The 25,459-nt window shown below is 69.2% G+C and carries 19 protein-coding genes; 16 read left to right on the plus strand and 3 right to left on the minus strand.

The genetic code is table 11. From position 1 onward, the window contains the following. Nucleotides 1-20: 20 nt before the first annotated feature. Nucleotides 21-527: a GNAT family N-acetyltransferase gene (locus G9272_RS26275; protein ID WP_171398834.1), complete on the minus strand. Its 507-nt coding sequence runs from the start codon at nucleotides 525-527 to the stop codon at nucleotides 21-23. Between the two features lie 97 nt (nucleotides 528-624). Here G9272_RS26275 and G9272_RS26280 point away from each other — a divergent pair, with 97 nt between their 5' ends. Continuing rightward, nucleotides 625-1,920, plus strand: coding sequence for a geranylgeranyl reductase family protein (locus tag G9272_RS26280; protein WP_171398835.1), 1,296 nt, complete (start codon nucleotides 625-627; stop codon nucleotides 1,918-1,920). A 707-nt stretch (nucleotides 1,921-2,627) separates the two neighbouring features. On the opposite strand, the gene G9272_RS26285 is transcribed toward G9272_RS26280, so the two are convergent. Continuing rightward, on the minus strand, nucleotides 2,628-3,431 hold the full coding sequence (locus tag G9272_RS26285; RefSeq protein ID WP_171398836.1) for a C40 family peptidase: 804 nt from the start codon (nucleotides 3,429-3,431) through the stop codon (nucleotides 2,628-2,630). Between the two features lie 741 nt (nucleotides 3,432-4,172). Here G9272_RS26285 and G9272_RS26290 point away from each other — a divergent pair. The 15 genes from G9272_RS26290 to recQ all read left to right on the plus strand — a co-directional run bounded on the left by G9272_RS26290 (nucleotide 4,173) and on the right by recQ (nucleotide 22,497). Beyond that, a complete protein-coding gene (locus G9272_RS26290; RefSeq protein ID WP_007383963.1) occupies nucleotides 4,173-4,532 on the plus strand; it encodes an NADH-quinone oxidoreductase subunit A in 360 nt (119 codons plus the stop codon). A gap of 13 nt (nucleotides 4,533-4,545) precedes the next feature. After that, the gene (locus tag G9272_RS26295) at nucleotides 4,546-5,100 is read left to right on the plus strand and encodes a NuoB/complex I 20 kDa subunit family protein (RefSeq protein WP_062640096.1); all 555 of its coding nucleotides are present in this window, start codon (nucleotides 4,546-4,548) and stop codon (nucleotides 5,098-5,100) included. Then, nucleotides 5,097-5,888 (plus strand): NADH-quinone oxidoreductase subunit C, encoded by a 792-nt coding sequence (locus G9272_RS26300; RefSeq protein WP_253267948.1) that lies wholly within the window; start codon nucleotides 5,097-5,099, stop codon nucleotides 5,886-5,888. Before G9272_RS26295 ends, G9272_RS26300 begins: the two co-directional genes overlap by 4 nt. Next, nucleotides 5,885-7,207 (plus strand): NADH-quinone oxidoreductase subunit D, encoded by a 1,323-nt coding sequence (locus G9272_RS26305; RefSeq protein ID WP_171398837.1) that lies wholly within the window; start codon nucleotides 5,885-5,887, stop codon nucleotides 7,205-7,207. Before G9272_RS26300 ends, G9272_RS26305 begins: the two co-directional genes overlap by 4 nt. After that, entirely contained in the window at nucleotides 7,204-8,076 is an 873-nt protein-coding gene (nuoE, locus tag G9272_RS26310; RefSeq protein ID WP_171398838.1) for an NADH-quinone oxidoreductase subunit NuoE, read from the plus strand. Before G9272_RS26305 ends, nuoE begins: the two co-directional genes overlap by 4 nt. Further along, complete coding sequence (nuoF, locus tag G9272_RS26315) at nucleotides 8,073-9,425, plus strand: NADH-quinone oxidoreductase subunit NuoF (protein WP_171398839.1); 1,353 nt, start codon at nucleotides 8,073-8,075, stop codon at nucleotides 9,423-9,425. The genes nuoE and nuoF overlap by 4 nt, the downstream gene beginning before the upstream one ends. Continuing rightward, nucleotides 9,422-11,926 (plus strand): NADH-quinone oxidoreductase subunit G, encoded by a 2,505-nt coding sequence (locus G9272_RS26320; protein ID WP_171398840.1) that lies wholly within the window; start codon nucleotides 9,422-9,424, stop codon nucleotides 11,924-11,926. The genes nuoF and G9272_RS26320 overlap by 4 nt, the downstream gene beginning before the upstream one ends. Then, nucleotides 11,923-13,284 (plus strand): NADH-quinone oxidoreductase subunit NuoH, encoded by a 1,362-nt coding sequence (nuoH, locus tag G9272_RS26325; RefSeq protein WP_171398841.1) that lies wholly within the window; start codon nucleotides 11,923-11,925, stop codon nucleotides 13,282-13,284. Before G9272_RS26320 ends, nuoH begins: the two co-directional genes overlap by 4 nt. Next, a complete protein-coding gene (gene nuoI / locus G9272_RS26330; protein WP_171398842.1) occupies nucleotides 13,277-13,918 on the plus strand; it encodes an NADH-quinone oxidoreductase subunit NuoI in 642 nt (213 codons plus the stop codon). Before nuoH ends, nuoI begins: the two co-directional genes overlap by 8 nt. Further along, nucleotides 13,915-14,757, plus strand: coding sequence for an NADH-quinone oxidoreductase subunit J (locus G9272_RS26335; protein ID WP_171398843.1), 843 nt, complete (start codon nucleotides 13,915-13,917; stop codon nucleotides 14,755-14,757). The genes nuoI and G9272_RS26335 overlap by 4 nt, the downstream gene beginning before the upstream one ends. After that, nucleotides 14,754-15,053, plus strand: a complete 300-nt coding sequence (nuoK, locus tag G9272_RS26340) for an NADH-quinone oxidoreductase subunit NuoK (RefSeq protein WP_020130147.1) — start codon at nucleotides 14,754-14,756, stop codon at nucleotides 15,051-15,053. Before G9272_RS26335 ends, nuoK begins: the two co-directional genes overlap by 4 nt. A 15-nt stretch (nucleotides 15,054-15,068) precedes the next feature. Beyond that, complete coding sequence (gene nuoL / locus G9272_RS26345; protein WP_171398844.1) at nucleotides 15,069-16,982, plus strand: NADH-quinone oxidoreductase subunit L; 1,914 nt, start codon at nucleotides 15,069-15,071, stop codon at nucleotides 16,980-16,982. A gap of 5 nt (nucleotides 16,983-16,987) precedes the next feature. Continuing rightward, complete coding sequence (locus G9272_RS26350) at nucleotides 16,988-18,583, plus strand: NADH-quinone oxidoreductase subunit M (protein WP_171398845.1); 1,596 nt, start codon at nucleotides 16,988-16,990, stop codon at nucleotides 18,581-18,583. After that, on the plus strand, nucleotides 18,580-20,238 hold the full coding sequence (gene nuoN, locus G9272_RS26355) for an NADH-quinone oxidoreductase subunit NuoN (RefSeq protein WP_171398846.1): 1,659 nt from the start codon (nucleotides 18,580-18,582) through the stop codon (nucleotides 20,236-20,238). Before G9272_RS26350 ends, nuoN begins: the two co-directional genes overlap by 4 nt. Nucleotides 20,239-20,463: 225 nt before the next feature. Continuing rightward, on the plus strand, nucleotides 20,464-22,497 hold the full coding sequence (recQ, locus tag G9272_RS26360; RefSeq protein ID WP_171402182.1) for a DNA helicase RecQ: 2,034 nt from the start codon (nucleotides 20,464-20,466) through the stop codon (nucleotides 22,495-22,497). Nucleotides 22,498-22,576: 79 nt separating this feature from the next. Here the strand turns inward: recQ and G9272_RS26365 are convergent, their stop codons facing one another. Beyond that, on the minus strand, nucleotides 22,577-25,453 hold the full coding sequence (locus tag G9272_RS26365) for a fumarate reductase/succinate dehydrogenase flavoprotein subunit (protein WP_216377830.1): 2,877 nt from the start codon (nucleotides 25,451-25,453) through the stop codon (nucleotides 22,577-22,579). Nucleotides 25,454-25,459: the final 6 nt, after the last annotated feature.

Below are 25,459 nucleotides of genomic sequence, written 5' to 3' on the forward strand. Positions count from 1 at the left end.
CCGGCGCTCGGTGTCCGAGGTCACCAGGCGAGGCGGTAGCAGCGCCCCTCCCGCTTCGACTCCGGCGTCGTGAAGACCTCCGCGAGCCGCATGCCCAGCCGCTCCGTGACGGCGATGGACCGCGCGTTGCGCGCGTCGACCATGGCCACCACCCCCGGCACCCCGGCCGCCCGCACCCGCTCCAGCGTCATCTGCGCGGCCGCCGTCACGTATCCCTGCCCCCAGTGCTCCCGCCCGAGCCGCCACCCGATCTCGATCTCGCCCTTGGGGCCCCACTCCTGCGGCCACGGCTGGGCGCCCGTGAACCCGATGACCCGGTCGTCCCGGTCCAGCATCGTCCACAGACAGAAGCCGTGCTCGGCGTCGTGCCGGCGCTGGCGGGCGGTGAGCTCCTCGTAGGCGGACAGCTCCGCGGACCTGCCGCCGTGGAACTCCATCACGTCCGGGTCGTCGAAGACCCGGTGCCAGGTGACCGCGTCCTCGTCCGTGGGGACACGCAGCCGTACTACGGGGAGAGCTCGGTTCACGGGGCAGCCCTTCAGCCGGGTGATCAATTCTGCTGAATAGACTGCCCATGTCCAGTGCCGGGCGGCACGAAGATTCCGAACTTGGGGAGATCCCGCCGTGACCGTCGTGAACGAGCCCCTCTCCGAAAACACCGCCGATGTGATCGTCGTCGGCGCGGGGCCGAGCGGCTCCACGACCGCGTACTACCTCGCCAAGGCCGGACTCGACGTACTCCTCCTGGAGAAGACCGAGTTCCCGCGCGAGAAAGTGTGCGGCGACGGCCTCACCCCGCGAGCCACCAAGCAGCTCGTGGCCATGGGCATCGACATCTCCGAGGAGGCCGGCTGGCTGCGCAACAAGGGCCTGCGCATCATCGGCGGGGGGGTCCGCCTCCAGTTGGACTGGCCGGATCTCGCCTCCTTCCCCGACTACGGACTCGTCCGCAAGCGTGACGACTTCGACGAACAGCTCGCCCGCCAGGCCCAGAAGGCGGGCGCCCGCCTCTACGAGCGCTGCAACGTCGGCGCCCCGATCGTCGACGACCGCACCGGCCGCATCACCGGTGTGCACGCCAAGCTGGGCGAGGAGAAACGCGAAGTCACCTTCCGTGCTCCGCTCGTGGTGGCCGCCGACGGCAACTCCAGCCGTATCTCGCTGGCGATGGGGCTGCACCGCCGCGAGGACCGCCCGATGGGTGTCGCGGTCCGCACCTACTTCACCTCTCCGCGCCACGAGGACGACTACCTGGAGTCGTGGCTGGAACTGTGGGACCGCCGGGGGCCGGGCGAGGACCGTCTGCTGCCCGGCTACGGCTGGATCTTCGGCATGGGCGACGGAACCTCGAACGTCGGCCTGGGTGTACTGAACACCTCCAACTCCTTCAAGGAGCTGGACTGGCGCGAGGTCCTGAAGGCCTGGTGCGCGTCCATGCCGGAGGACTGGGGTTACACCCCCGAAAACATGACCGGCCCGATCCGCGGCGCCGCCCTTCCCATGGCCTTCAACCGCAAGCCCCACTACACCAAGGGCCTGCTGCTGGTCGGCGACGCCGGCGGCCTGGTGAACCCCTTCAACGGCGAGGGCATCGCCTACGCCATGGAGTCCGGTCAGATCGTCGCCGACGTCATCGTGCAGGCTCACGCCCGCGCCACCCCTGCCCAGCGCGAACTGGCCCTTCAGCGCTACCCGCAGGTGCTCGCGGACACCTACGGCGGCTACTACACGCTGGGCCGCGCCTTCGTGAAGCTCATCGGCAACCCGAAGGTCATGAAGATCGCGACCCAGCGCGGCCTGACCCATCCCCTGTTGATGAAGTTCACCCTGAAGATGCTCGCCAACCTGACGGACCCCACGGGCGGCGACGCGATGGACCGCATCATCAACGGCCTGAGCAAGGTGGCCCCGAAGGCCTGACCACGGCTGGGCCCTCCGGAACCGGAGCACGGCGGTCCGGCGCGAAGACCTCTTCCCGCCGGACCGCCCACCTCGGGCCGCCCACCTCGGCGTGTCCTCCCGGCCCCTGCCGAGCCTCGATCCGGAGCCACTCCAGACCCGGTCCCGAGCTGCTCCGGACCCAGTCCCGAGTCGGTCCAGAACCGCTCGAGACTCACTCGAGAGTCGCTCGAGTTCCGCGCTCGTGTCGAACAGCCACAGCCACAGCCACTGCCGCAGCCAGCGCGCCAGGCGCAGCCAGCGCGCCAGGCGCAGCCACTGCCCCAGCCGGACCGGACCGGACCGAGCCGATCCGGCGCTGGATTGACGGTGTGTCCGACATGTCGGGACATCGCGCTCGATGCATCGCCGACCCGGCCCCGCCGGCGACGCGGAGAGCGACAGGCATGACCCACGAGCCCGACCGACGCACCAGTGAGCGTCCCGAAGCCGGCGGGTGCGCCCAGGCGCCCTGGAGCCGGCCCGGGGCCTCTACGCGCCCCTGGAGGCGACTGGGGGCCTCTACGCGCGTCCCGGCGGCGGATGGTGAGCCCGCGGGCGCGTCAGGAGAGCGGTGCGCGGAGCCGTGCGTTCGGGCCGCGCGCGTCGGCAGTGCCCGAAGGGCCGCTGCCCCCGAGCGGCTGCGGCCCTTGCGTGCGTGAGGTGCCCTGAGGGGCACCCGGGAGGTGTCAGAGCACCCGTACCGCGCCGGTCGGCGGGTCGTACGAGAGCGGCTTCTCGGCCACACCGGTGGACGGGTTCTGCGCGCCGACGAACATGCCGTCGCCGACGTACACCGCCACGTGGTACGCGCTGCCCGCGCTTCCCCAGTAGAGGATGTCGCCCGGCAGCAGGTTGTCCAGCGACACCTGGGTGCCGAAGGTCGACTGGTCCTGAGAGACGCGCGGAAGGTCGACGCCGACCTGCTTGAAGGCGGTCTGCATGAGACCCGAGCAGTCCCAGGAGTTCGGGCCGGTGCCGCCGGAGACGTAGGCGTCGCCGATCTGCGCCTTCACGAAGGCGATGACGGCCGCGGCCGAACCGGTCGCCGTGGAGCTGCTCGTGCTGCTGTCGGAGCTGCTGCTCGCCGTCGTGCTGAGCGTGGTCCGCTCGGCGGCGCGCGTGGCTCGCTCGGCGGCGGCCTTGCGGGCGGCCTCGGACTTCTTCTTCGCCTCGGCCTTGGCGTCGGCGAGGTCCTTCTTGGCCTCCTTGGCGGCTGCGGTGGCGGCCGCGTCGCGCTCGGCCTGAAGCTGGTAGTTCGCCGCGGCCTGCTGCGTGGCCTGAGCGGACTGCGCGACCTGGGCGGCCAGGTCTCCCGTGAGAACGGGCAGTTCGAGCGTCTGCGTCACCGGCTCGGCGGCGTTGGCCGAGCCAGCTGCTGTGGCGACGGCCAGCGTGCCGAGGACACCACTGGCGACTCCGGCCCGCATCGCGATCGTCGACGCGCTGCGGCGGGGTTTCCGGTGGCTGCGTATGTGAGCGGTGAGGGACATGGGTACAACCGGTATCAGGGGCTCCTCCATACCTTCAAGAAACGTGTGCTGCGCCACAGTTGTTCAATGGGCGCCCCAAATTCCCTGTCCTGGGTTCTTTATTGACGCCGTAACGGACATTGCGGACGCAGGTGATCAAGCCTGTGATCATGGACTTTCATCGTTACGTCCGGATTGCCCGCCACCTACCACCGGTTGAGACCGTTGGCCAAGCCCGGTTCTTAGGCGCCTCTCACGGATGTGGCGGAGGTCACGGAACGGTTACCGCAACGGCCGCGTCTCGCGCGTCCGGCACGTCCGCCTCCGCTTGTGAACGCGTGCACGCGTCCACACCCCGGCTCCGTCTCCCCCTGATGTGTGAATGCGCGCCTCTATCAGGGCACCGCGTCCATCACCAATTTGCATGCAAGGGAAGCCTCTTGATATGGAGACGACCCTCGATTCCTGCGGTGACGAGCGTAAATGTCACTTCTTGTGATCACTCTGACGCTTCACGTATGAAGATCACTGTCGATATGACTTCATGATCCTTCGTCAGGTGGTGGAGATCACAAAGCTTGTGTAATACCCCGTGTCGCAGATCACAGAGCGGCGGGCATAGGATGCGAGGCAGTTGGGCTTGTGACCTGCTTCACATGTTCGCGATCTTCGCCGGGACGGGCGGGGTTCACAGAACGTGCGGGGCTGGTCAGCCCCACGTCATCGCCAGCAGTCAGTGCCGACTGAGAGGAGCGAGGAGCGGTGAACGCGTATGCGCCCATCCTCGTACTGGGAGCCCTCGGGGCAGGCTTTGCGATCTTCTCCGTGGTCATGGCCACGCTGATCGGGCCGAAGCGGTACAACCGCGCCAAGCTCGAGGCCTACGAGTGCGGTATCGAGCCGACCCCCACGCCGGCCGGCGGCGGGCGCTTCCCCATCAAGTACTACCTGACGGCGATGCTCTTCATCGTCTTCGACATCGAGATCGTCTTCCTCTACCCCTGGGCCGTCACCTTCGACGCCCTGGGTGTTTTCGGGCTCGTGGAGATGTTGCTCTTCGTGCTCACCGTCTTCGTCGCGTACGCGTACGTATGGCGGCGCGGCGGCCTGGAATGGGACTGAGGGGCCTTTAGCCATGGGACTCGAAGAAAAGCTGCCGAGCGGATTCCTGCTGACCACCGTCGAGCAGGCCGCGGGCTGGGTGCGCAAGGCGTCCGTCTTCCCCGCCACGTTCGGCCTCGCCTGCTGTGCCATCGAGATGATGACCACCGGCGCCGGCCGCTACGACCTGGCGCGCTTCGGTATGGAGGTCTTCCGGGGTTCGCCCCGCCAGGCGGACCTCATGATCGTCGCCGGCCGGGTGAGCCAGAAGATGGCGCCGGTGCTCCGGCAGGTCTACGACCAGATGCCGAACCCCAAGTGGGTCATCTCCATGGGCGTGTGCGCCTCCTCCGGCGGCATGTTCAACAACTACGCGATCGTCCAGGGCGTCGACCACATCGTGCCCGTCGACATCTACCTCCCGGGCTGCCCGCCGCGCCCCGAGATGCTGATGGACGCGATCCTCAAGCTCCACCACAAGATCCAGAACACCAAGCTCGGTGTGAACGCCGAGGAGGCGGCCCGCGAGGCGGAAGAAGCGGCGCTCAAGGCCCTGCCCATGATCGAGATGAAGGGGCTGCTGCGGTGAGCGACGCGAACGGCACCCAAGGCGCGAACGGCCCCGCGGACGGGGTGAGCGGGTCGAACGGGGCGGACGGAGTGAACCCCGAGAAGGACCTCTCCGCCTCCAACCTCCCCGGTCAGCGCGGCCAGGGCGGCGAGGAGGTCCGCGTCCAGCGCGGCATGTTCGGAGCCAACAACGGCGGCGACACCTCCGGCTACGGCGGCCTGGTCCGCTCCGTCCGGCTCCCGGGAGCGGCCAGCCGGCCCTACGGCGGCTGGTTCGACGAGGTCGCCGACGAACTCGAGGGCGCACTCGAGGAGCAGGGGCTGCTCCCCGCCAACGCGATCGAGAAGACGATCGTCGACCGCGACGAGCTCACGTTCCACATCGAGCGCGAGCACCTGCTCCGTGTGGCCCGCACCCTGCGCGACGACCCGGCCCTGCGCTTCGAGCTCTGTACCGGCGTCAGCGCCGTGCACTACCCGAACGACAAGGGGCGTGAGCTGCACGCCGTCTACCACCTGCGCTCGATCACCCACAACCGGTTGATCCGCCTGGAGGTCAGCGCCCCGGACGCCGACCCGCACATCCCGTCCCTGGTCTCCGTGTATCCCACGAACGACTGGCACGAACGCGAGACCTACGACTTCTTCGGGATCGTCTTCGACGGTCACCCGGCCCTGACGCGGATCATGATGCCGGACGACTGGCAGGGCCATCCGCAGCGCAAGGACTACCCCCTCGGCGGCATCCCCGTCGAATACAAGGGCGCCCAGATCCCGGCTCCGGACCAGCGGAGGTCGTACTCATGAGCACGCAGTCAGCATCCGCCCGTGAGACCACCGAGGGCACTGTATATACGGTCACCGGTGGCGACTGGGACGAGGTCGTCCAGTCCGCGACCCGCGCCGACGACGAGCGCATCATCGTCAACATGGGTCCCCAGCACCCCTCGACCCACGGGGTGCTCCGCCTGATCCTGGAGATCGAGGGCGAGACGGTCACCGAGGCCCGCTGCGGCATCGGCTACCTCCACACCGGCATCGAGAAGAACCTCGAGTACCGCACGTGGACGCAGGGCACCACGTTCGTGACGCGCATGGACTACCTGACGTCCTTCTTCAACGAGACCGCCTACTGTCTCGCCGTCGAGAAGCTGCTCGGTATCGAGGACCAGATCACCGAGCGAGCCAAGATCATCCGGGTGCTCCTGATGGAGCTGAACCGGCTGTCCTCCCACCTGGTGTGCATCGCCACCGGCGGCATGGAACTCGGCGCCACCACGATCATGATCTACGGATTCCGTGATCGTGAAATGATTCTCGACATCTACGAGCTCATCACGGGCCTGCGGATGAACCACGCGTACATCCGCCCCGGCGGACTCGCCCAGGACCTGCCGCCCGGCGCGGTGGACCAGATCCGCGAGTTCGTGAAGAAGATGAAGAAGAACCTCCCCGAGTACGACAAGCTCGCCACCGGGAACCCCATCTTCAAGGCCCGTATGCAGGACGTCGGGTATCTCGACCTGGCCGGCTGCATGGCCCTCGGCGCCACCGGCCCGATCCTGCGGTCCACCGGCCTCCCGCACGACCTGCGCAAGGCACAGCCGTACTGCGACTACGAGACATACGACTTCGATGTCCCGACCGCCGACTCCTGCGACTCCTACGGCCGCTTCCTGGTCCGCCTGGAGGAGATGCGCCAGTCGCTCCGGATCGTCGAGCAGTGCCTGGACCGGCTACAGCCCGGCCCCGTCATGGTCGCCGACCGGAAGATCGCCTGGCCCGCCCAGCTCGCCCTGGGCCCCGACGGTCTCGGCAACTCCCTGGACCACATCAAGAAGATCATGGGCACCTCCATGGAGGCCCTGATCCACCACTTCAAGCTGGTGACCGAGGGCTTCCGCGTCCCGCCGGGACAGGCGTACGCGGCCGTCGAGTCACCCAAGGGCGAACTCGGGGTGCACGCCGTTTCCGACGGAGGCACCCGGCCCTACCGGGTCCACTTCCGGGACCCGTCCTTCACCAACCTTCAGGCCATGGCAGCGATGTGCGAGGGCGGCCAGGTCGCCGACGTCATCGTCGCCGTCGCCTCCATCGACCCCGTAATGGGAGGCGTCGACCGGTGACCACCTCTTCTTCCGAGCGGGGCGTCAGCCTGGGTATGCCCGAACTGCCCGCGCCCGCCTACCCGGACGACGTCCGGGCCCGGCTGGAAGCGGATGCGCGCGAGATCATCGCCCGCTATCCCGACTCCCGGTCCGCGCTCCTGCCGTTGCTGCATCTCGTGCAGTCGGAGGAGGGACACGTCACGCGCACCGGGATGCAGTTCTGCGCGGACGTGCTGAAACTGACCACGGCCGAGGTCACCGCGGTCGCCACCTTCTACACCATGTACCGGCGCCGCCCCAGCGGCGACTACCAGGTGGGCGTCTGCACCAACACGCTGTGCGCGGTGATGGGCGGCGACGCGATCTTCGAACAGCTCCAGGAGCACCTGGGCATCGGCAACGGCGAGACCACCGACGACGGCAAGATCACCCTGGAGCACATCGAGTGCAACGCGGCCTGTGACTTCGCGCCGGTCGTGATGGTCAACTGGGAGTTCTTCGACAACCAGACCGTGCAGAGCGCGAAGCGCCTGGTGGACGACCTGCGGATCGGTCACACCGTCTCGCCGACGCGCGGTGCGCCGCTGTGCACCTTCAAGGAGACCGCCCGGATCCTGGCGGGCTTCCCCGACGAGCGGGACGGGGCCGTCGAGGCGAGCGGCAGTGCGGGACCGGCGTCGCTGGTGGGTCTTCGCCTGGCAAGGGGAGAGACCGCACCCGCGCGCGTGGTCCACCCGCGGGACGGCGGGCCGCACGACGAGCCGCAGGACCGCGCGGTGCACGAGCCGTCGCCCGCGGAGCACCAGAGTTCGCACGACGCGCCGCAGGACACGTCGGCCTCCGACCCAGCTCACCCGGCAGGGCCTACCGCCGAGGAGGGGGAGTGATGACCTTGGCACCCGAGTTGAAAGGCAGTAGCCCGGAGAAGCTGCTCGCACCCGTGCTGTCGGCCTTCTGGGACGAGGACCGGTCCTGGAGTCTGGACGTCTACCGAAGGCACGAAGGGTACGAGGGACTCCGCAAGGCACTCGCCATGTCGCCGGACGACCTGATCGCGTATGTCAAGGACTCCGGTCTGCGAGGGCGGGGCGGCGCGGGATTCCCGACGGGAATGAAATGGCAGTTCATTCCCCAAGGTGATGGAAAGCCGCACTATCTAGTTGTCAACGCCGACGAATCGGAGCCCGGGACCTGCAAGGACATCCCGCTCCTCTTCGCGAACCCGCATAGCCTCATCGAGGGCATTGTGATCGCGTGTTATGCCATCAGGTCGTCTCATGCCTTCATCTATCTGCGTGGTGAAGTCGTCCCTGTTCTGCGGCGGTTGCACGAGGCCGTGCGCGAGGCCTACGCGGCGGGCTACCTCGGCGAGAACATCCTGGGCAGCGGACTCGACCTCGAACTCACCGTGCACGCCGGCGCCGGCGCGTACATCTGCGGTGAGGAGACCGCGCTGCTCGACTCGCTCGAAGGCCGCCGTGGTCAACCGCGGCTGCGCCCTCCTTTCCCTGCTGTCGCGGGCCTCTATGCGTGCCCGACTGTGGTGAATAACGTCGAATCGATCGCGTCAGTTCCCGCGATTCTGCAAAACGGCAAAGAATGGTTCAGGTCGATGGGAAGCGAGAAGTCCCCGGGCTTCACGCTCTACTCGCTCAGCGGCCATGTCGCCGGTCCCGGCCAGTACGAGGCCCCGCTCGGCATCACCCTCCGCCAGCTCCTCGAGATGAGCGGCGGCATGCGACCCGGGCACCGGCTCAAGTTCTGGACACCGGGCGGCTCCTCGACGCCGATGTTCACCGAGGAGCACCTCGACGTCCCTCTTGACTACGAAGGAGTGGGTGCCGCGGGTTCCATGCTCGGCACCAAAGCTCTCCAGTGCTTCGACGAGACGACCTGCGTCGTGCGGGCCGTCACCCGGTGGACCGAGTTCTACGCCCACGAGTCCTGCGGCAAGTGCACCCCGTGCCGTGAAGGAACGTACTGGCTCGTGCAGTTGCTGCGGGACATCGAGGCCGGCAAGGGAGTCCTCTCCGACCTCGACAAGCTCAACGACATCGCCGACAACATCAACGGCAAGTCCTTCTGCGCCCTCGGCGACGGCGCGGCCTCGCCGATCTTCTCCTCGCTCAAGTACTTCCGCGAGGAGTACGAGCAGCACATCACGGGCCGCGGCTGCCCCTTCGACCCGGCCAAGTCGACGGTCTGGGCGGACAAGCACACGGAGGTGAACGCATGACGGTGACCACCAGCGCTCCCTCCGGAGGCGGCGAGGCGGCGGTCCCGCCGGAAGATCTCGTGACGCTGACGATCGACGGCGCCGAGATCAGCGTGCCCAAGGGCACCCTGGTCATCCGGGCCGCCGAGCAACTCGGCATCGAGATCCCGCGCTTCTGCGACCATCCCCTCCTCGACCCGGTCGGCGCGTGCCGGCAGTGCATCGTCGAGGTCGAGGGCCAGCGCAAGCCGATGGCGTCCTGCACGATCACGTGTACGGACGGCATGGTGGTGAAGACCCAGCTCAGCTCACCGGTCGCCGAGAAGGCGCAGCACGGTGTGATGGAGCTGCTCCTCATCAACCACCCGCTGGACTGCCCGGTCTGCGACAAGGGCGGCGAGTGCCCCCTCCAGAACCAGGCCGTGTCGCACGGCCAGGCCGAGTCCCGCTTCGAGGGCAGGAAACGGACGTACGAGAAGCCCCTGCCGATCTCCACGCAGGTGCTGCTCGACCGTGAGCGGTGCGTGCTGTGCGCGCGCTGCACCCGGTTCTCCAACCAGGTGGCGGGCGACCCGATGATCGAGCTGATCGAGCGGGGCGCGCTCCAGCAGGTGGGGACCGGTGAGGGCGACCCCTTCGAGTCGTACTTCTCCGGCAACACCATCCAGATCTGCCCGGTCGGCGCGCTGACCTCGGCGGCGTACCGATTCCGCTCCCGGCCCTTCGACCTGGTCTCCTCGCCGTCGGTCTGCGAGCACTGCTCCGGCGGCTGCGCCACGCGCACCGACCACCGGCGCGGCAAGGTCATGCGGCGCCTGGCCGCCAACGACCCCGAGGTCAACGAGGAGTGGATCTGCGACAAGGGGCGGTTCGCGTTCCGGTACCCCCAGCAGCGGGACCGGCTCGAGACGCCTCTGGTGCGCGACGCCGAGGGGGACCTCGTACCGGCTTCCTGGCCGGAGGCGTTGCAGATCGCGGCTCAGGGCCTGCTGGCGTCGCGTGGCAGAACCGGTGTCCTGACCGGCGGCCGCCTCACGATCGAGGACGCCTACGCGTACAGCAAGTTCACGCGCGTGGCGCTCGGCACCAACGACATCGACTTCCGCGCGCGCGTGCACAGCAGCGAGGAGGCCGACTTCCTGGCCGCCCACATCGCCGGTCGCGGCCGTGACCTCGACGGTACGGGCGTCACGTACACCTTCCTGGAGAAGGCGCCCGCCGTCCTGCTGGTCGGGTTCGAGTCGGAGGAGGAGGCGCCCGGCGTCTTCCTGAGGCTGCGCAAGGCCTGGCGCAAGCACGGACAGCGGGTCTTCTCGCTGGCCACGCACGTCACCCGGGGCCTGGAGAAGGCGGGCGGCACGCTGCTGTCGGCCGCCCCGGGTACCGAGACCGAGTGGCTGGACGCGCTCGCCGGCGGCGTCGGCCTGGAGGACGCGGGCGGCAAGGCCGCCGAGGCGCTGCGGGCCGAAGGCGCGGTGATCGTCGTCGGCGAGCGGCTGGCCGGTGTGGCCGGCGGTCTCACCGCCGCCGTGCGGGCCGCCGCGGCGACCGGCGCCCGACTGGTGTGGATTCCACGCCGGGCGGGCGAGCGGGGCGCGATCGAGGCGGGCGCGCTGCCGTCGCTGCTGCCGGGCGGTCGTCCGGCCACCGACCCACGCGCGCGTGAGGAGGTCGCCGCGGCCTGGGGTCTGGCCGAACTTCCGCACCGCTACGGCCGGGACACCGGCCAGATCGTCGAGGCCGCCGCGTCCGGCGAACTTCAGGCGCTGCTCGTCGCGGGCGTCGAGGTCGCGGACCTGCCCGACCCGGCACGCGCGCGTGCGGCGCTTGCCGAGGCCGGCTTCGTCGTGTCGCTGGAGCTGCGGCCCGGTGAGGTCACCGAGCACGCCGATGTCGTCCTCCCGGTGGCCGCGGTCGCCGAGAAGGCCGGCGCCTTCCTCAACTGGGAGGGCCGGGTCCGTTCCTTCGAGGCGGCACTGAAGCCCGACCAGATGACACGCCGCCCGGCGCCCGCCGACGCGCGCGTGCTCCAGATGCTCGCCGACGCCATGGACGTCCACCTCGGCCTGCCGGACCTGCGCACCGCGCGCGCGGAGCTCGACCGGCTCGGCGCATGGGACGGGCCGCGGGCCTCCGAGTCCCTGGAGACCGCCGCCCAGCTGCCGCGTCCCGCCGCGGGGGAGGCCGTTCTCGCCGGGCACCGCCTGCTGCTCGACCAGGGTGTCCTCCAGCAGGGTGACGAGGCGCTCGCCGGGACACGGCACGCCGCACACGCGCGTGTGTCGCCCGCCACGGCCGCCGAGGTGGGCGTCAAGGACGGCGACGTCCTCGCCGTGACCGGGCCCGCCGGGGCGGTCGAACTCCCGCTGCTGATCACGCAGATGCCCGATCGGGTGGTCTGGCTCCCGCTGAACTCCACGGGCGGAGGCGTCGCCTCCGACTCCGGGGCGACGCCCGGCGCCCTTGTCCGCATCGGCCCGGCGACGCTCATCGCCGACGCCCCCAAGGAGGTGGAGGGATGAGCCCGTACTTCGCCGCTGAAGACCTCTCGATGTTCGGCCGCGACCCCTGGTGGCTGGTCGTCGTCAAGGCGGTCTTCTGCTTCGCCTTCCTGCTGCTGTCCGTGCTGTTCGCCATCGTCTGGGAGCGGAAAGTCGTCGCCTGGATGCAGCTGCGCGTCGGCCCCAACCGGCACGGCCCCTGGGGCATGCTCCAGTCGCTCGCCGACGGCATCAAGCTGATGCTGAAGGAAGACCTCATCGTCAAGCGCGCGGACAAGGTGGTGTACATCCTCGCGCCGATCATCGCGGCCATCCCGGCCTTCATGGCGATCGCGGTGATCCCCTTCGGCCCGGCCGGCAACGAGGTCTCGATCTTCGGCCAGCGCACCACGATGCAGCTGACCGACCTGCCGATCGCGATGCTCTACATCCTCGCGTGCGCCTCGATCGGCATCTACGGCATCGTGCTGGCGGGCTGGAGTTCCGGCTCCACCTATCCGCTGCTGGGCGGACTGCGGTCCTGCGCACAGATGATCTCCTACGAGATCGCCATGGGCGCCTCGTTCGCCTCGGTGTTCCTCTACTCGGGGTCGATGTCGACGTCGACGATCGTCGAGCAGCAGCAGGACCGCTGGTACATCCTCCTGTTGCCGGTCTCCTTCATCCTCTACATCGTCACGATGGTCGGCGAGACCAACCGCGCCCCCTTCGACATGCCGGAGTCCGAGGGCGACCTGGTCGGCGGCTTCAACACCGAGTACTCGTCGATCAAGTTCGCGATCTTCATGCTCGCCGAGTACGCGAACATGATCACGGTCTCCGCCGTGTCGACCACGCTCTTCCTCGGCGGCTGGCGGGCTCCCTGGCCGATCAGCACCTTCTGGGAGGGCGCGAACCACGGCTGGTGGCCGATGCTCTGGTTCATCGCCAAGGTGCAGCTGCTGCTGTTCCTCTTCATCTGGCTGCGCGGCACGCTGCCCCGCGTCCGCTACGACCAGTTGATGAAGCTCGGCTGGAAGGTCCTGATCCCGGTCTCGGTGACGTGGCTGATGCTCGTCGCGACCGTACGGACCCTGCGCAACGAGAACTACGACTTCGCCCAGATCGCTCTCTACGTCTGCGGCGGCGTCCTGGTCCTGTTGCTGCTGTCCTTCATCGCGGACATGTTCCGCAACGCAGGCAAGGAAGCACAGGCCCCCGCCGAGCCGGCCGACTTCGACCCGATGGCGGGCGGATTCCCCGTACCGCCACTGCCGGGACAGGAGTTGCCGCCGGTGCCTCGGCGCCGCCCGCACCAGGAGCGAGAGCTCATTGTCAGTGGCGGAGTGGACACTGTGAGTGACGGATCGCTGGATGGAAAGGAGGCGTCCGATGGCTGAGGAGCCCAAGGAGACCAAGCCCGGTTTCCAGAACCCCGTGGCCGGCTTCGCCGTGACCTTCAAGGCCATGTTCAAGAAGCGGCTGACCGAGCAGTACCCGGAGCAGCAGAAGACCACAGCTCCCCGGTTCCACGGACGGCACCAGCTCAACCGCCATCCGGACGGCCTGGAGAAGTGCGTCGGCTGCGAGCTGTGCGCCTGGGCCTGCCCCGCCGACGCCATCTACGTCGAGGGCGCGGACAACACCGACGAGGAGCGCTACTCCCCGGGCGAGCGGTACGGGCGGGTGTATCAGATCAACTACGCCCGCTGCATCCTGTGCGGCCTGTGCATCGAGGCATGCCCCACGCGCGCGTTGACGATGACCAACGAGTTCGAGCTCGCCGACTCCAGCCGCGCCAACCTGATCTACACCAAGGAACAACTGCTCGCCGGCCTCGAAGAGGGCATGGTCGACTCGCCCCACGCGATCTACCCGGGTACGGACGAGCAGGACTACTACCGGGGTCTGGTGACGGAGGCGGCGCCCGGCACGGAACAGCAGCCGGCCGTCTCCAAGGGCGAGGACCCGCAGGAGGCCGCCACCACGTCCGGCACGGACGAGCCGACGTCACGGAAGGTGGTCGGCCGATGAGCGCGCAACTCGCCGCCTACTCCACCTCGACCGGCGAGGCCTTCCAGTTCTGGGTGCTCGGCACCGTCGCGGTGATCGGCGCCCTGTGCACCGTCTTCATGAAGAGGGCCGTGCACAGCGCGCTCTGCCTCGCCGGCACCATGATCGTCCTGGCGGTGTTCTACCTCGCCAACGGCGCCTACTTCCTGGGCATCGTGCAGATCGTCGTCTACACCGGCGCGATCATGATGCTGTTCCTGTTCGTGGTGATGCTCGTCGGCGTCACCGCGGCGGACTCCCTGAAGGAGACCATCAAGGGCCAGCGCTGGCTGGCCCTCGTCAGCGGCCTCGGCTTCGGCATCCTGCTGATCGCCGGCATCGGCAACGCCTCCCTGACGGAGTTCAACGGTCTCGCCGAGGCGAACGCGAACGGCAACGTGGAGGGCCTCGCCACCCTCATCTTCACCAAGTACGTCTTCGCCTTCGAAATCACCGGCGCCCTGCTCATCACGGCCACCGTCGGCGCCATGGTGCTCACCCACCGCGAGCGCACCGAGCGGGCCAAGACCCAGCGGGAGCTGGCCGAACAGCGTGTCCGTGAGGGCAAGCACGTGCCGCCGCTGCCCGCGCCGGGCGTGTACGCGCGGCACAACGCCGTGGACATCCAGGGTCTGCTGCCCGACGGCACCCCGTCGGAGCTCACGGTCAGCAAGACGCTGCGTGAGCGCGGTCAGGTCCGGGACGTGTCCACCGAGGCGCTGAACGACCTCAAGGCTCTGGAGCAGCACGCCGAGGAGCGCCTGGGGCGGTCCGCGATCGAGCCGCCACACCTGAAGCGGACCGAGGAGGCATCGAAGTGAACCCGGTCAACTACCTCTACCTCGCGGCCCTGTTGTTCACGATCGGTGCGACGGGCGTGCTGATCAGGCGCAACGCGATCGTCGTCTTCATGTGCATCGAGCTCATGCTCAACGCCTGCAACCTCGCGTTCGTCACCTTCTCCCGGATGCACGGCAATCTCGACGGCCAGATCATCGCCTTCTTCACGATGGTCGTCGCCGCCGCGGAGGTCGTGGTCGGACTCGCGATCATCGTGTCGCTGTTCCGTTCCCGCCACTCGGCCTCGGTCGACGACGCCAGCCTGATGAAGCTGTAAGGGGTCGGAAGAATCGTGGAGAACCTGATTGCGCTGCTGATCGCGGCGCCCCTGCTCGGAGCGGCCGTCCTTCTGGTCGGCGGCCGCCGGCTCGACGCCGTCGGCCACTGGATCGGCACGCTCCTGTCGTCCGTCTCCTTCGTGTTCGGCGTCATCCTCTTCAGCGACCTGCTGAGCAAGGACGCCGAGGACCGGACGCTGACGCAGCACCTGTTCAGCTGGATCCCGGTCGAGGGCTTCCAGGCGGACGTCGCCTTCCGCCTCGACCAGCTGTCGATGACGTTCGTGCTGCTGATCACGGGCGTCGGTTCGCTGATCCACCTGTACTCGGTCGGGTACATGGAGCACGACGAGCGGCGCCGCCGCTTCTTCGGCTATCTGAACCTGTTCCTGGCGGCGATGCTGCTGCTCGTCCTCGCCGACAACTACCTGCTGCTGTACGTCGGCTGGGAGGGCGTCGGGCTCGCGTCCTACCTGCTCATCGGCTTCTGGCAGCACAAGCCCAGCGCCGCCACCGCCGCGAAGAAGGCCTTCCTGGTCAACCGCGTCGGAGACATCGGCCTGTCGATCGCCATCATGCTGATGTTCACCACCTTCGGGACCTTCGCCTTCGGCCCGCTGCTCGGGGCGGAGGGCGAGCCCGGCATCGCGGGTGACGCGAGCGAGGGCAAGCTGACCGCCATCGCCCTGATGCTGCTGCTCGCCGCCTGCGGCAAGTCCGCCCAGGTGCCGCTCCAGTCCTGGCTCGGGGACGCGATGGAGGGCCCGACCCCGGTCTCGGCCCTCATCCACGCGGCGACGATGGTGACGGCGGGCGTGTACCTGATCGTCCGCTCGGCGGCCATCTTCAACGGCGCACCCGACGCACAACTCGTCGTCACCGTCGTCGGTGCCGTCACGCTGCTGTTCGGTGCGATCGTCGGTTGCGCGAAGGACGACATCAAGAAGGCGTTGGCCGGCTCGACCATGTCGCAGATCGGCTACATGGTGCTGGCCGCGGGCCTCGGCCCCATCGGCTACGTCTTCGCGATCATGCACCTGGTGACGCACGGCTTCTTCAAGGCCGGGCTGTTCCTCGGCGCGGGCTCGGTCATGCACGGCATGAACGACGAGGTCGACATGCGCAAGTACGGCGGCCTGCGCTCCTACATGCCGATCACCTTCGTCACCTTCGGACTCGGCTACCTCGCCATCATCGGCTTCCCGGGTCTGTCCGGCTTCTTCTCCAAGGACAAGATCATCGAGGCGGCGTTCGCCAAGGGCGGCACCGAGGGCTGGATCCTCGGCGGGTGTGCCCTGCTCGGCGCGGCCATCACCGCGTACTACATGACGCGCGTGATGCTGATGACGTTCTTCGGCGAGAAGCGCTGGCAGCCCGACGCGGACGGCCACGAGCCGCACCCGCACGAGTCCCCGAAGTCCATGACGATCCCGATGATCGTGCTGGCGTTCGGATCGGTCTTCGCCGGTGGGTTCTTGAGCATCGGTGACCGCTTCCTGCACTGGCTGGAGCCTGTCACGGGCCACAGCCACGGCGACTCCCCGGTCAGCGCCCTGACGGTCACCCTCGCCACCATGGTGGTGCTCGTCATCGGTGTGGCGATCGCCTACGCCCAGTACGGCCGCCGCCCCGTCCCGGTCGTCGCCCCGCGCGGGTCGCTGCTCACCCGGGCCGCCCGGCGTGACCTCCTCCAGGACGACTTCAACCACGTCGTCCTGGTCCGCGGCGGCGAGCACCTCACGCGCTCCCTGGTCTACGTCGACCACACCCTGGTCGACGGCGTCGTCAACGGCACGGCGGCCTCGGTCGGCGGCCTCTCCGGGCGGCTGCGCCGGCTCCAGAACGGCTTCGCGCGGTCGTACGCGGTCTCGATGTTCGGCGGTGCGGCGGTCCTCATCGCCGCGACCCTGCTGATGAGGGCGGTCTGATACCGATGTCCTTTCCTCTGCTGACAGCGACGGCGGCGCTCCCGGCGATCGGGGCGGTCGTCACGGCCGCCGTACCGGCCGCCCGGCGCAACGCCGCCAAATCGCTGGCCCTGGTGTTCTCCCTCGCGACACTCGCCCTGGCGATCGTCGTCCTGGTCCGCTTCGACCCGGACGGCGGCCGCTACCAGCTCACCGAATCCCACTCCTGGATCCAGGACTTCGGGGTCAGGTACGAGCTGGGCGTGGACGGCATCGGCGTCGCGCTCGTCGCGCTGACCGCGCTGCTGATCCCGTTCATCATCCTCGCGGGCTGGCACGACGCCGACCCGCTGGAGACGGGCGACGCATCTCTCAGCAGCTTCGCTGCGGGGCGCTGGCGGCCGACGCAGGGCTTCTTCGCCCTGATCCTGGCCGTCGAGGCGATGGTGATCATCTCCTTCGAGGCGACCGACGTCTTCCTCTTCTACATCTTCTTCGAAGCCATGCTGATCCCGATGTACTTCCTCATCGGCGGCTTCGGGGACCGTGCCCACGAGCACGGTGAGGAGGCGGCGTCCACGCAACGGTCGTACGCGGCCGTGAAGTTCCTCCTGTACAACCTGGTCGGCGGTCTGATCATGCTGGCCGCGGTGATCGGCCTCTATGTGGTCGCCGGGAACTTCTCGCTCACGGAGATCGCCGAGGCCCGCGCCAACGGAACGCTCGACATGGCGACGAACACCGAACGCTGGCTGTTCCTGGGCTTCTTCTTCGCCTTCGCCGTGAAGGCGCCCCTGTGGCCGCTGCACACCTGGCTGCCCAACGCCATGGGTGAGGCGACCACCCCGGTCGCCGTGCTCATCACGGCGGTCGTCGACAAGGTGGGCACCTTCGCGATGCTCCGGTTCTGCCTCCAGCTGTTCCCGGAGGCGAGCAAGTGGGCGACGCCCGCCATCCTCGTCCTCGCGGTGATCAGCATCATCTACGGGGCACTGCTCGCCGTGGGCCAGCGGGACATCAAGCGGCTGGTGGCGTACGCGTCGATCTCGCACTTCGGCTTCATCATCCTGGGCATCTTCGCGATGACCAGCCAGGGCCAGTCCGGCGCGACGCTCTACATGGTCAACCACGGCATCTCGACGGCCGCCCTGATGCTGGTGGCGGGCTTCCTGATCTCCCGGCGCGGCTCGCGGCTCATCGCCGACTACGGCGGGGTGCAGAAGGTCGCCCCGGTGCTCGCCGGCACTTTCCTGATCGGCGGTCTGGCGACGCTCTCGCTGCCGGGACTCGCGCCCTTCGTGAGTGAGTTCCTGGTCCTGGTCGGCACGTTCGCGCGCTACCCGGCGATCGGCATCATCGCCACCTTCGGCATCGTTCTTGCCGCGCTCTACACCCTCGTCCTCTACCAGCGGACGATGACGGGTCCGGTGAAGCCCGAGGTCGCGGCGATGCCCGACCTGCGCGCGCGTGAGCTCGTGGTCGTCGCCCCGCTGATCGTGCTGTTGATCTTCCTGGGCGTCTACCCGAAGCCCGTCACGGACATCGTGAATCCGGCGGTCAAGCAGACCTTGTCCGACGTACACAAGAAGGACCCCCAGCCCGAGGTGGAGGCGGCCAAGTGAGCGCATCAGCCGTCCACAGCCTGTGGACAACGGCGGCAACCGCGGCCGAACCGATCTCGAAGATCGACTCGCCGAAGATCGAGTACGGGCAATTGTCGCCCACCTTGATCGTCGTGGGTGCGGCGATCATCGGAGTGCTGGTCGAGGCGTTCGTGCCGCGCAAGCACCGCTACTACGCACAGTTGTTCGTATCCGTCGTGGCGCTGGCCGCCGCCTTCGCCGCGGTGGTCGCGCTGGCGGAGGGCGGATACGGCACCACGAAGGCACGCATCGCGGCCATGGGCGCGATCGCGGTCGACGGACCGGCCCTCTTCCTCCAGGGCACGATCCTGCTGGCCTCCCTGGTCGGCCTGTTCACCTTCGCCGAACGGCGCCTCGACCCCGAGGTGCACGGCAACCGGGTCGACTCGTTCGCCGCCCAGGCGGCCTCCGTGCCCGGCAGTGACAGTGAACAGGCCGCGGTCAAGGCCGGGTTCACGACGACCGAGGTCTTCCCGCTGCTGCTGTTCGCGGTCGCCGGCATGCTGGTCTTCCCGTCGGCCAACGACCTGCTGACCCTGTTCATCGCCCTGGAAGTCTTCTCGCTGCCGCTGTACCTCCTGTGCGCACTGGCCCGCCGTAAGCGGCTCATGTCGCAGGAGGCCGCGGTCAAGTACTTCCTCCTCGGCGCGTTCGCCTCCGCGTTCACCCTCTTCGGCATCGCACTGCTGTACGGGTACGCGGGCTCGGTGTCGTACGGCACGATCGCGCAGGTCGTCGACGGCACCGTCCAGAACGTGAACCCGGCGCTCGCCGACACCATGGGCAACGACGCGCTGCTTCTCGTCGGCGCCGCGATGATCGTCATGGGGCTGCTGTTCAAGGTGGGCGCGGTGCCGTTCCACATGTGGACGCCCGACGTCTACCAGGGCGCGCCGACCCCGGTCACCGGTTTCATGGCCGCGGCGACCAAGGTGGCCGCCTTCGGCGCGCTGCTGCGCCTCCTCTATGTCGTCCTGCCCGGCCTGCGCTGGGACTGGCGGCCGGTCATGTGGGGCGTCGCGATCGTCACCATGCTGGGCGGCGCGATCGTCGCGATCACGCAGACGGACATCAAGCGGCTGCTGGCGTACTCGTCCATCGCGCACGCCGGATTCATCCTTGCGGGTGTCATCGCGACCACCCCGGACGGCGTCTCGTCGGTTCTCTTCTACCTGGCCGCGTACTCGTTCGTGACGATCGGCGCGTTCGCCGTGGTCACCCTCGTGCGCGACGCCGGTGGCGAGGCGACCCACCTGTCCAAGTGGGCCGGGCTCGGGCGCAGGTCCCCCCTGGTGGCGGCCGTGTTCGCGGTGTTCCTGCTGGCCTTCGCCGGTATCCCGCTGACCTCCGGGTTCGCCGGTAAGTTCGCCGTGTTCAAGGCGGCGGCGGAGGGCGGCGCGGCCCCACTGGTCGTGGTCGGTGTGATCTCGTCGGCGATCGCGGCGTTCTTCTACATCCGCGTGATCGTGCTGATGTTCTTCAGCGAGCCGCGGCCCGAGGGCCCGACCGTCGCCGTCCCGTCACCGCTGACGATGACGGCGATCGCGGTGGGCGTGGCGGTCACGCTGGTGCTCGGCGTGGCGCCGCAGTACTTCCTTGACCTGGCGAACCAGGCGGGAGTGTTCGTGCGCTGAGCGGCTCCGCCGAGCCGCGTTGACCTGCGTGTGCCTGCACGACGGGCCCGGTTCCCCAGGCGGGGGCCGGGCCCGTCGGCGTCGTACGGGTGATCGAGTCCGGGGGCTTTTCCACGCCCGTCACCCGGAGTCACCGGAACGAGCCTGTGGATAACTCCGGCGCTGTCAGTCCGGACCCCTATCGTGGAGGCAGTGGTCGAGGGACGACGTACGGGGGACCAGACGATGGGCGGGACGGGTGGGATCAGCGCGATGACAGCGATCACCGGGACACCGGAGCGGACCGAGAGCGAGGCGCTGGCCACGCTGCACCGGGTCTTCGGATACGACGCCTTCCGCGGCGAGCAGGAAGCGGTCATCGAGCACGTGGTGGCCGGCGGGGACGCGGTCGTCCTCATGCCGACCGGCGGCGGCAAGTCACTGTGCTACCAGATCCCTGCCCTGGTCAGGCCCGGTACGGGCATCGTCGTCTCGCCACTGATCGCGTTGATGCAGGACCAGGTGGACGCGCTGCGGGCACTCGGCGTGAACGCCGGGTTCATGAACTCCACGCAGGACTTCGACGAGCGGCGTGTGGTCGAGGCCGAGTTTCTCGCCGGCGAGCTGGACCTGCTGTATCTGGCGCCGGAGCGACTGCGCCTGGACTCCACCCTGAACCTCCTCTCCCGCGGCAAGATCGCGGTCTTCGCGATCGACGAGGCGCACTGTGTCTCCCAGTGGGGTCACGACTTCCGCCCCGACTACCTGTCCCTCTCGCTGCTCGGCGAGCGCTGGCCGGACGTCCCGCGGCTCGCGCTCACGGCGACGGCCACCCGCGCGACGCACGAGGAGATCACCCAGCGGCTGAACATGCCGTCGGCCCGGCACTTCGTGGCGAGCTTCGACCGGCCCAACATCCAGTACCGGATCGTGCCGAAGGCCGACCCCAAGAAGCAGCTGCTGAGCTTCCTGCGCGAGGAGCACGCGGGCGACGCCGGCATCGTGTATTGCCTCTCACGCAACTCCGTCGAGAAGACAGCCGAGTTCCTCTCCCGCAACGGCGTCGAGGCGGTGCCCTACCACGCGGGTCTGGACGCGGGCACGCGCGCGGCGCACCAGTCCCGGTTCCTGCGGGAGGACGGCCTGGTCGTGTGCGCGACCATCGCCTTCGGCATGGGCATCGACAAGCCGGACGTACGGTTCGTCGCCCACCTCGACCTGCCCAAGTCGATCGAGGGCTACTACCAGGAGACCGGGCGTGGCGGTCGCGACGGACTGCCCTCCACCGCATGGATGGCGTACGGCCTGAACGACGTCATACAGCAGCGCAAGCTGATCCAGTCCGGTGACGGTGACGAAGCCTTCCGTCGGCGGGCCGCCGCCCACCTGGACTCGATGCTGGGGCTGTGCGAGACCGCCCGGTGCCGCCGCGGCCAGCTCCTCGCCTACTTCGGCCAGGAACCCGAGCCGGCGGGCTGCGGCAACTGCGACACCTGCCTCACACCACCGGAGACCTGGGACGGCACCGTCGCGGCCCAGAAGGTGCTGTCGACGGTGGTGCGGCTCCAGCGGGAGCGCGGGCAGAAGTTCGGCGCGGTGCAGATCATCGACATCCTGACGGGCAAGCGCTCGGCCAAGGTGATCCAGTTCGACCATGACCAGCTGTCCGTTTTCGGCATCGGTGAGGACCTCTCCGAGGGCGAATGGCGCGGCGTCGTGCGGCAGTTGCTGGCGCAGGGGCTGCTCGCGGTCGAGGGCGAGTACGGCACGCTGGTACTGACGGAGGCCAGCGGGTCGGTGCTCCGCCGCGAACGGGACGTGCCGCTGCGCAAGGAGCCGAAGAAGCCGGCGACATCGAAGGCGTCGGGCTCTTCCTCCTCCGGCAGGAGCAAGCCCAAGGCCGCCGCGGCCGAGCTGCCCGAGGAACTGCTGCCGGCCTTTGAGGCCCTGCGTGCCTGGCGTGCCGAGCAGGCCCGTGAGCAGGGCGTCCCGGCGTACGTCATCTTCCACGACGCCACGCTCCGGGAGATCGCCACGGCCTGGCCGACCTCGGTGCAGCAGCTCGGCGGCATCAGCGGGGTCGGCGAGAAGAAGCTGGTGACGTACGGGGAGGGCGTGCTCGCGGTGCTGGCCTCACTGGGCGGGACACCGGGCACCGCAGCTCCGGGGCCTGCTGAGAGCCCGGCTCCTGGCACCGCTCGGGGCGCCGAAACGGATCCGGGTGCCTCGGACTACTGGCCCGAGATGGACGCGGAGCCGGAGCCCGAGGACTGGATGTAGGGGACGGGGAACCGGGGGACTGGGGATCGGGCGCGGGGGCCCGGAAGGCGGCGAGGGGCGGAAGCGGTGAATGAGCTGGTCATAGAGCGCGCGTCGCATACGCCCTGACGTCCGCGTCGGAGTCCGTCGTCGCCGTGGCGAGGGCCGCGCGGGCGGCTTCCGAGGCACGGTGCCGGGTCAGGGCGAGGACGGCGGCCTTGCGGACGTCGGCATTCGGGTCGGCCAGGGTCTTGGCGAGGACGGGGAGGGCCGTATCCGGGTGGGCCACCGACAGCGCGGTGGCGGCACCGGCGCGGACCTGCCAGGCGGGGTCGGCCAGGGCACTCACGGCCCGCGCGGCGAGTGGCACCGGGCAGCCGGTGGTGCCCAACGCCCCGTAGGCAGCGGCACGCACCAGGGCGTCGGGGTCGTCGACGAGCCCGACGAGGGCCGCGTGGACGGCGTCGCGCTCGACGGCGATACCCGCATCGGAGCCGGTGCTGACGCCGGAGCCGGGGCCGTCGCCGGGGCCGTCGCCGGAGTCGGCGTCGGCCGGTGAGGTGTCGCTCAGGCGTCCGGCCGCCACCGTGGCCAGGGACTTGGCGATCGTGACGCGGACCTCGCGGGACGGGTCGGCGGTCGCCGCGCGGGCCAGTTCCTCGGCGGCGTCGACGGAGACCAGGGCGCGGACGGCCTCGATACGGACGGCGATGTCGGCGTCGGTGAGAGAGTCCGCGAACAGGGCGGCGTCACCGAGGCGCAGGGCACGCAGCACATCCAGGGCCGCGGCGCGGACGACGGGGTCGGGCTCGGCCAGGGCGGCGGCGAGGCCGTCGCGCAGGGCCGGTTCCGCCGGCAGGGTCTCGACGAGTTCGCGCAGCGAGGCCGCCGCGGCGGCACGCACCTCCGCGGAGGGGTCGCGCAGCGCCTCGGCGAGGGCCGGACCGGTGCCCGACGGCACGGTCTCGGTGAGGACGGCGACGGCCTCGCGCCGGACAGCGGCCACCGGGTCGGCCAAGTAGGGCAGCAGGGAGTCGAGTTCGGGCTCGTCCTCGGCGAGGGCGACGAGTTCGAGGAGGCGAACGGACGACTGAGGGGAGGACTGATCGAGGGCGGGTTCGGGCGCCGGAAGCGCCGAGCCGTCCGTGACCTGCGGGGCTGCCGCCTCGGCCCCGGTGGCGAGGGGCGCCACGTCCCGTGAACCGGCCGTGGCCACGTCCTCGGGGTGGACTTCGCCGAGTGGCCGGGACGGGCCGCCGACGGGGGTGAACTCGTCGACCGGAACCAGATACGGAGCCACGGGCCGGGCCGTGAACTCCATCGCACCAGAGGGGGACTTGTGCAGATCAAGGTGATGGAACCAGGAGGCGTCGTCACGGCGAGGGTGGTCGAGGCGGTCGTGGTAGAGGCCCCAGCGGGACTCGGTACGAGCCAGGGAGGCGCGCGCGGCCATCTCCGCGCAGTCACGGATGAAGGAGACCTCGGCGCACCGCATCAGCTCGTGCGGGGTGCGGGCACCCATCTCGGCGATGTCGTCGCGCATCCGCTCGAAGGACTCCAGGGCCAGCGACAGCCGCGCGCCCGACTTCGGCGGGGCCACGTAGTCGTTCACGAAACGGCGCAGCTTGTACTCGACCTGGGGCTGCGGCGGGCCCTCCGGGTTGCGCAACGGGCGGTAGATCAGCTCGTGCGCCTCACGCAGCTGGTCGGCGGGAAGCTCACCGTCGTACGCCTTGTACCGGGCCGCGTCCGAGCCGGCCAGGTCGCCGAAGACGAACGCGCCGATCATGTAGTTGTGCGGGACGCAGGCCAGGTCGCCGGCGGCGTACAGGCGGGGGACGGTCGTGCGGGCGTGCTCGTCCACCCGTACGCCCGAGGCCGAATGACCGCCGCACAGGCCGATTTCCGAGATGTGCATCTCGATGTCGTGCGTGCGGTAGTCGTGACCGCGTCCGGAGTGGAAGGTGCCCCGGGTCGGACGCTCGGTGGAGTGCAGGATCGACTCCAGGGCCGAGATCGACTCCTCGGGGAGGTGGCTCAGCTTCAGGTACACCGGGCCCCGGTCGCTGGCGACCTCCGCCGCGAACTCGGCCATCATCTGGCCCGACCAGTAGTCGGAGTCGACGAAGCGTTCGCCGTGCCGGTTGACCTGGTAGCCACCGAAGGGGTTGGCGACATAGGCGCAGGCGGGACCGTTGTAGTCCTTGATCAGCGGGTTGATCTGGAAGCACTCGATGCCGGTCAGCTCCGCGCCCGCGTGGTAGGCCATGGCGTAGCCGTCGCCCGCGTTGGTCGGGTTCTCGTACGTGCCGTACAGGTAGCCGGAGGCGGGCAGGCCGAGGCGGCCGCAGGCGCCGGTCGCGAGGACGACCCCGCCCGCGCGGACGGTGACGAACTGTCCCGTGCGGGTGTTGAAGCCGACCGCCCCGATGGCGCGCCCGTCCTCGGGCGAGGTCAGCACACGCACCGGCATCACCCGGTTCTCGATGCGGATCCGCTCCCGCATCTCGCGCCGCCGCAGCTGCCGGTACAGCACCTTCTTGACGTCCTTGCCCTCCGGCATGGGCAGCACATAGGAGCCGGAACGGTGGACCTGGCGGACCGCGTAGTCGCCGTGCTCGTCCTTCTCGAACTTCACGCCGTACGACTCCAGGCGCTGCACCATGGCGAAGCCGCGGGTGGCGGTCTGGCGGACGGTGGACTGGTCGACGATGCCGTCGTTGGCGCGGGTGATCTCGGCGACGTAGTCGTCGGGCTCCGCGCGGCCGGGGATGACCGCGTTGTTGACGCCGTCCATGCCCATCGCGAGGGCCCCGGAGTGGCGGACATGGGCCTTCTCCAGGAGCAGGACGTCCGCGCCGCGCTCGGCGGCGGTCAGGGCCGCCATGGTGCCGGCGGTACCGCCACCGATGACGAGGACGTCGCAGGTCAGCTCCTCGGCGTCGCCGAGCGCGGGGATCTGGAGGAGGGTGTCCACCGGGGT

Source organism: Streptomyces asoensis (assembly GCF_013085465.1).
Taxonomy (GTDB): Bacteria; Actinomycetota; Actinomycetes; order Streptomycetales; family Streptomycetaceae; genus Streptomyces; species Streptomyces cacaoi_A.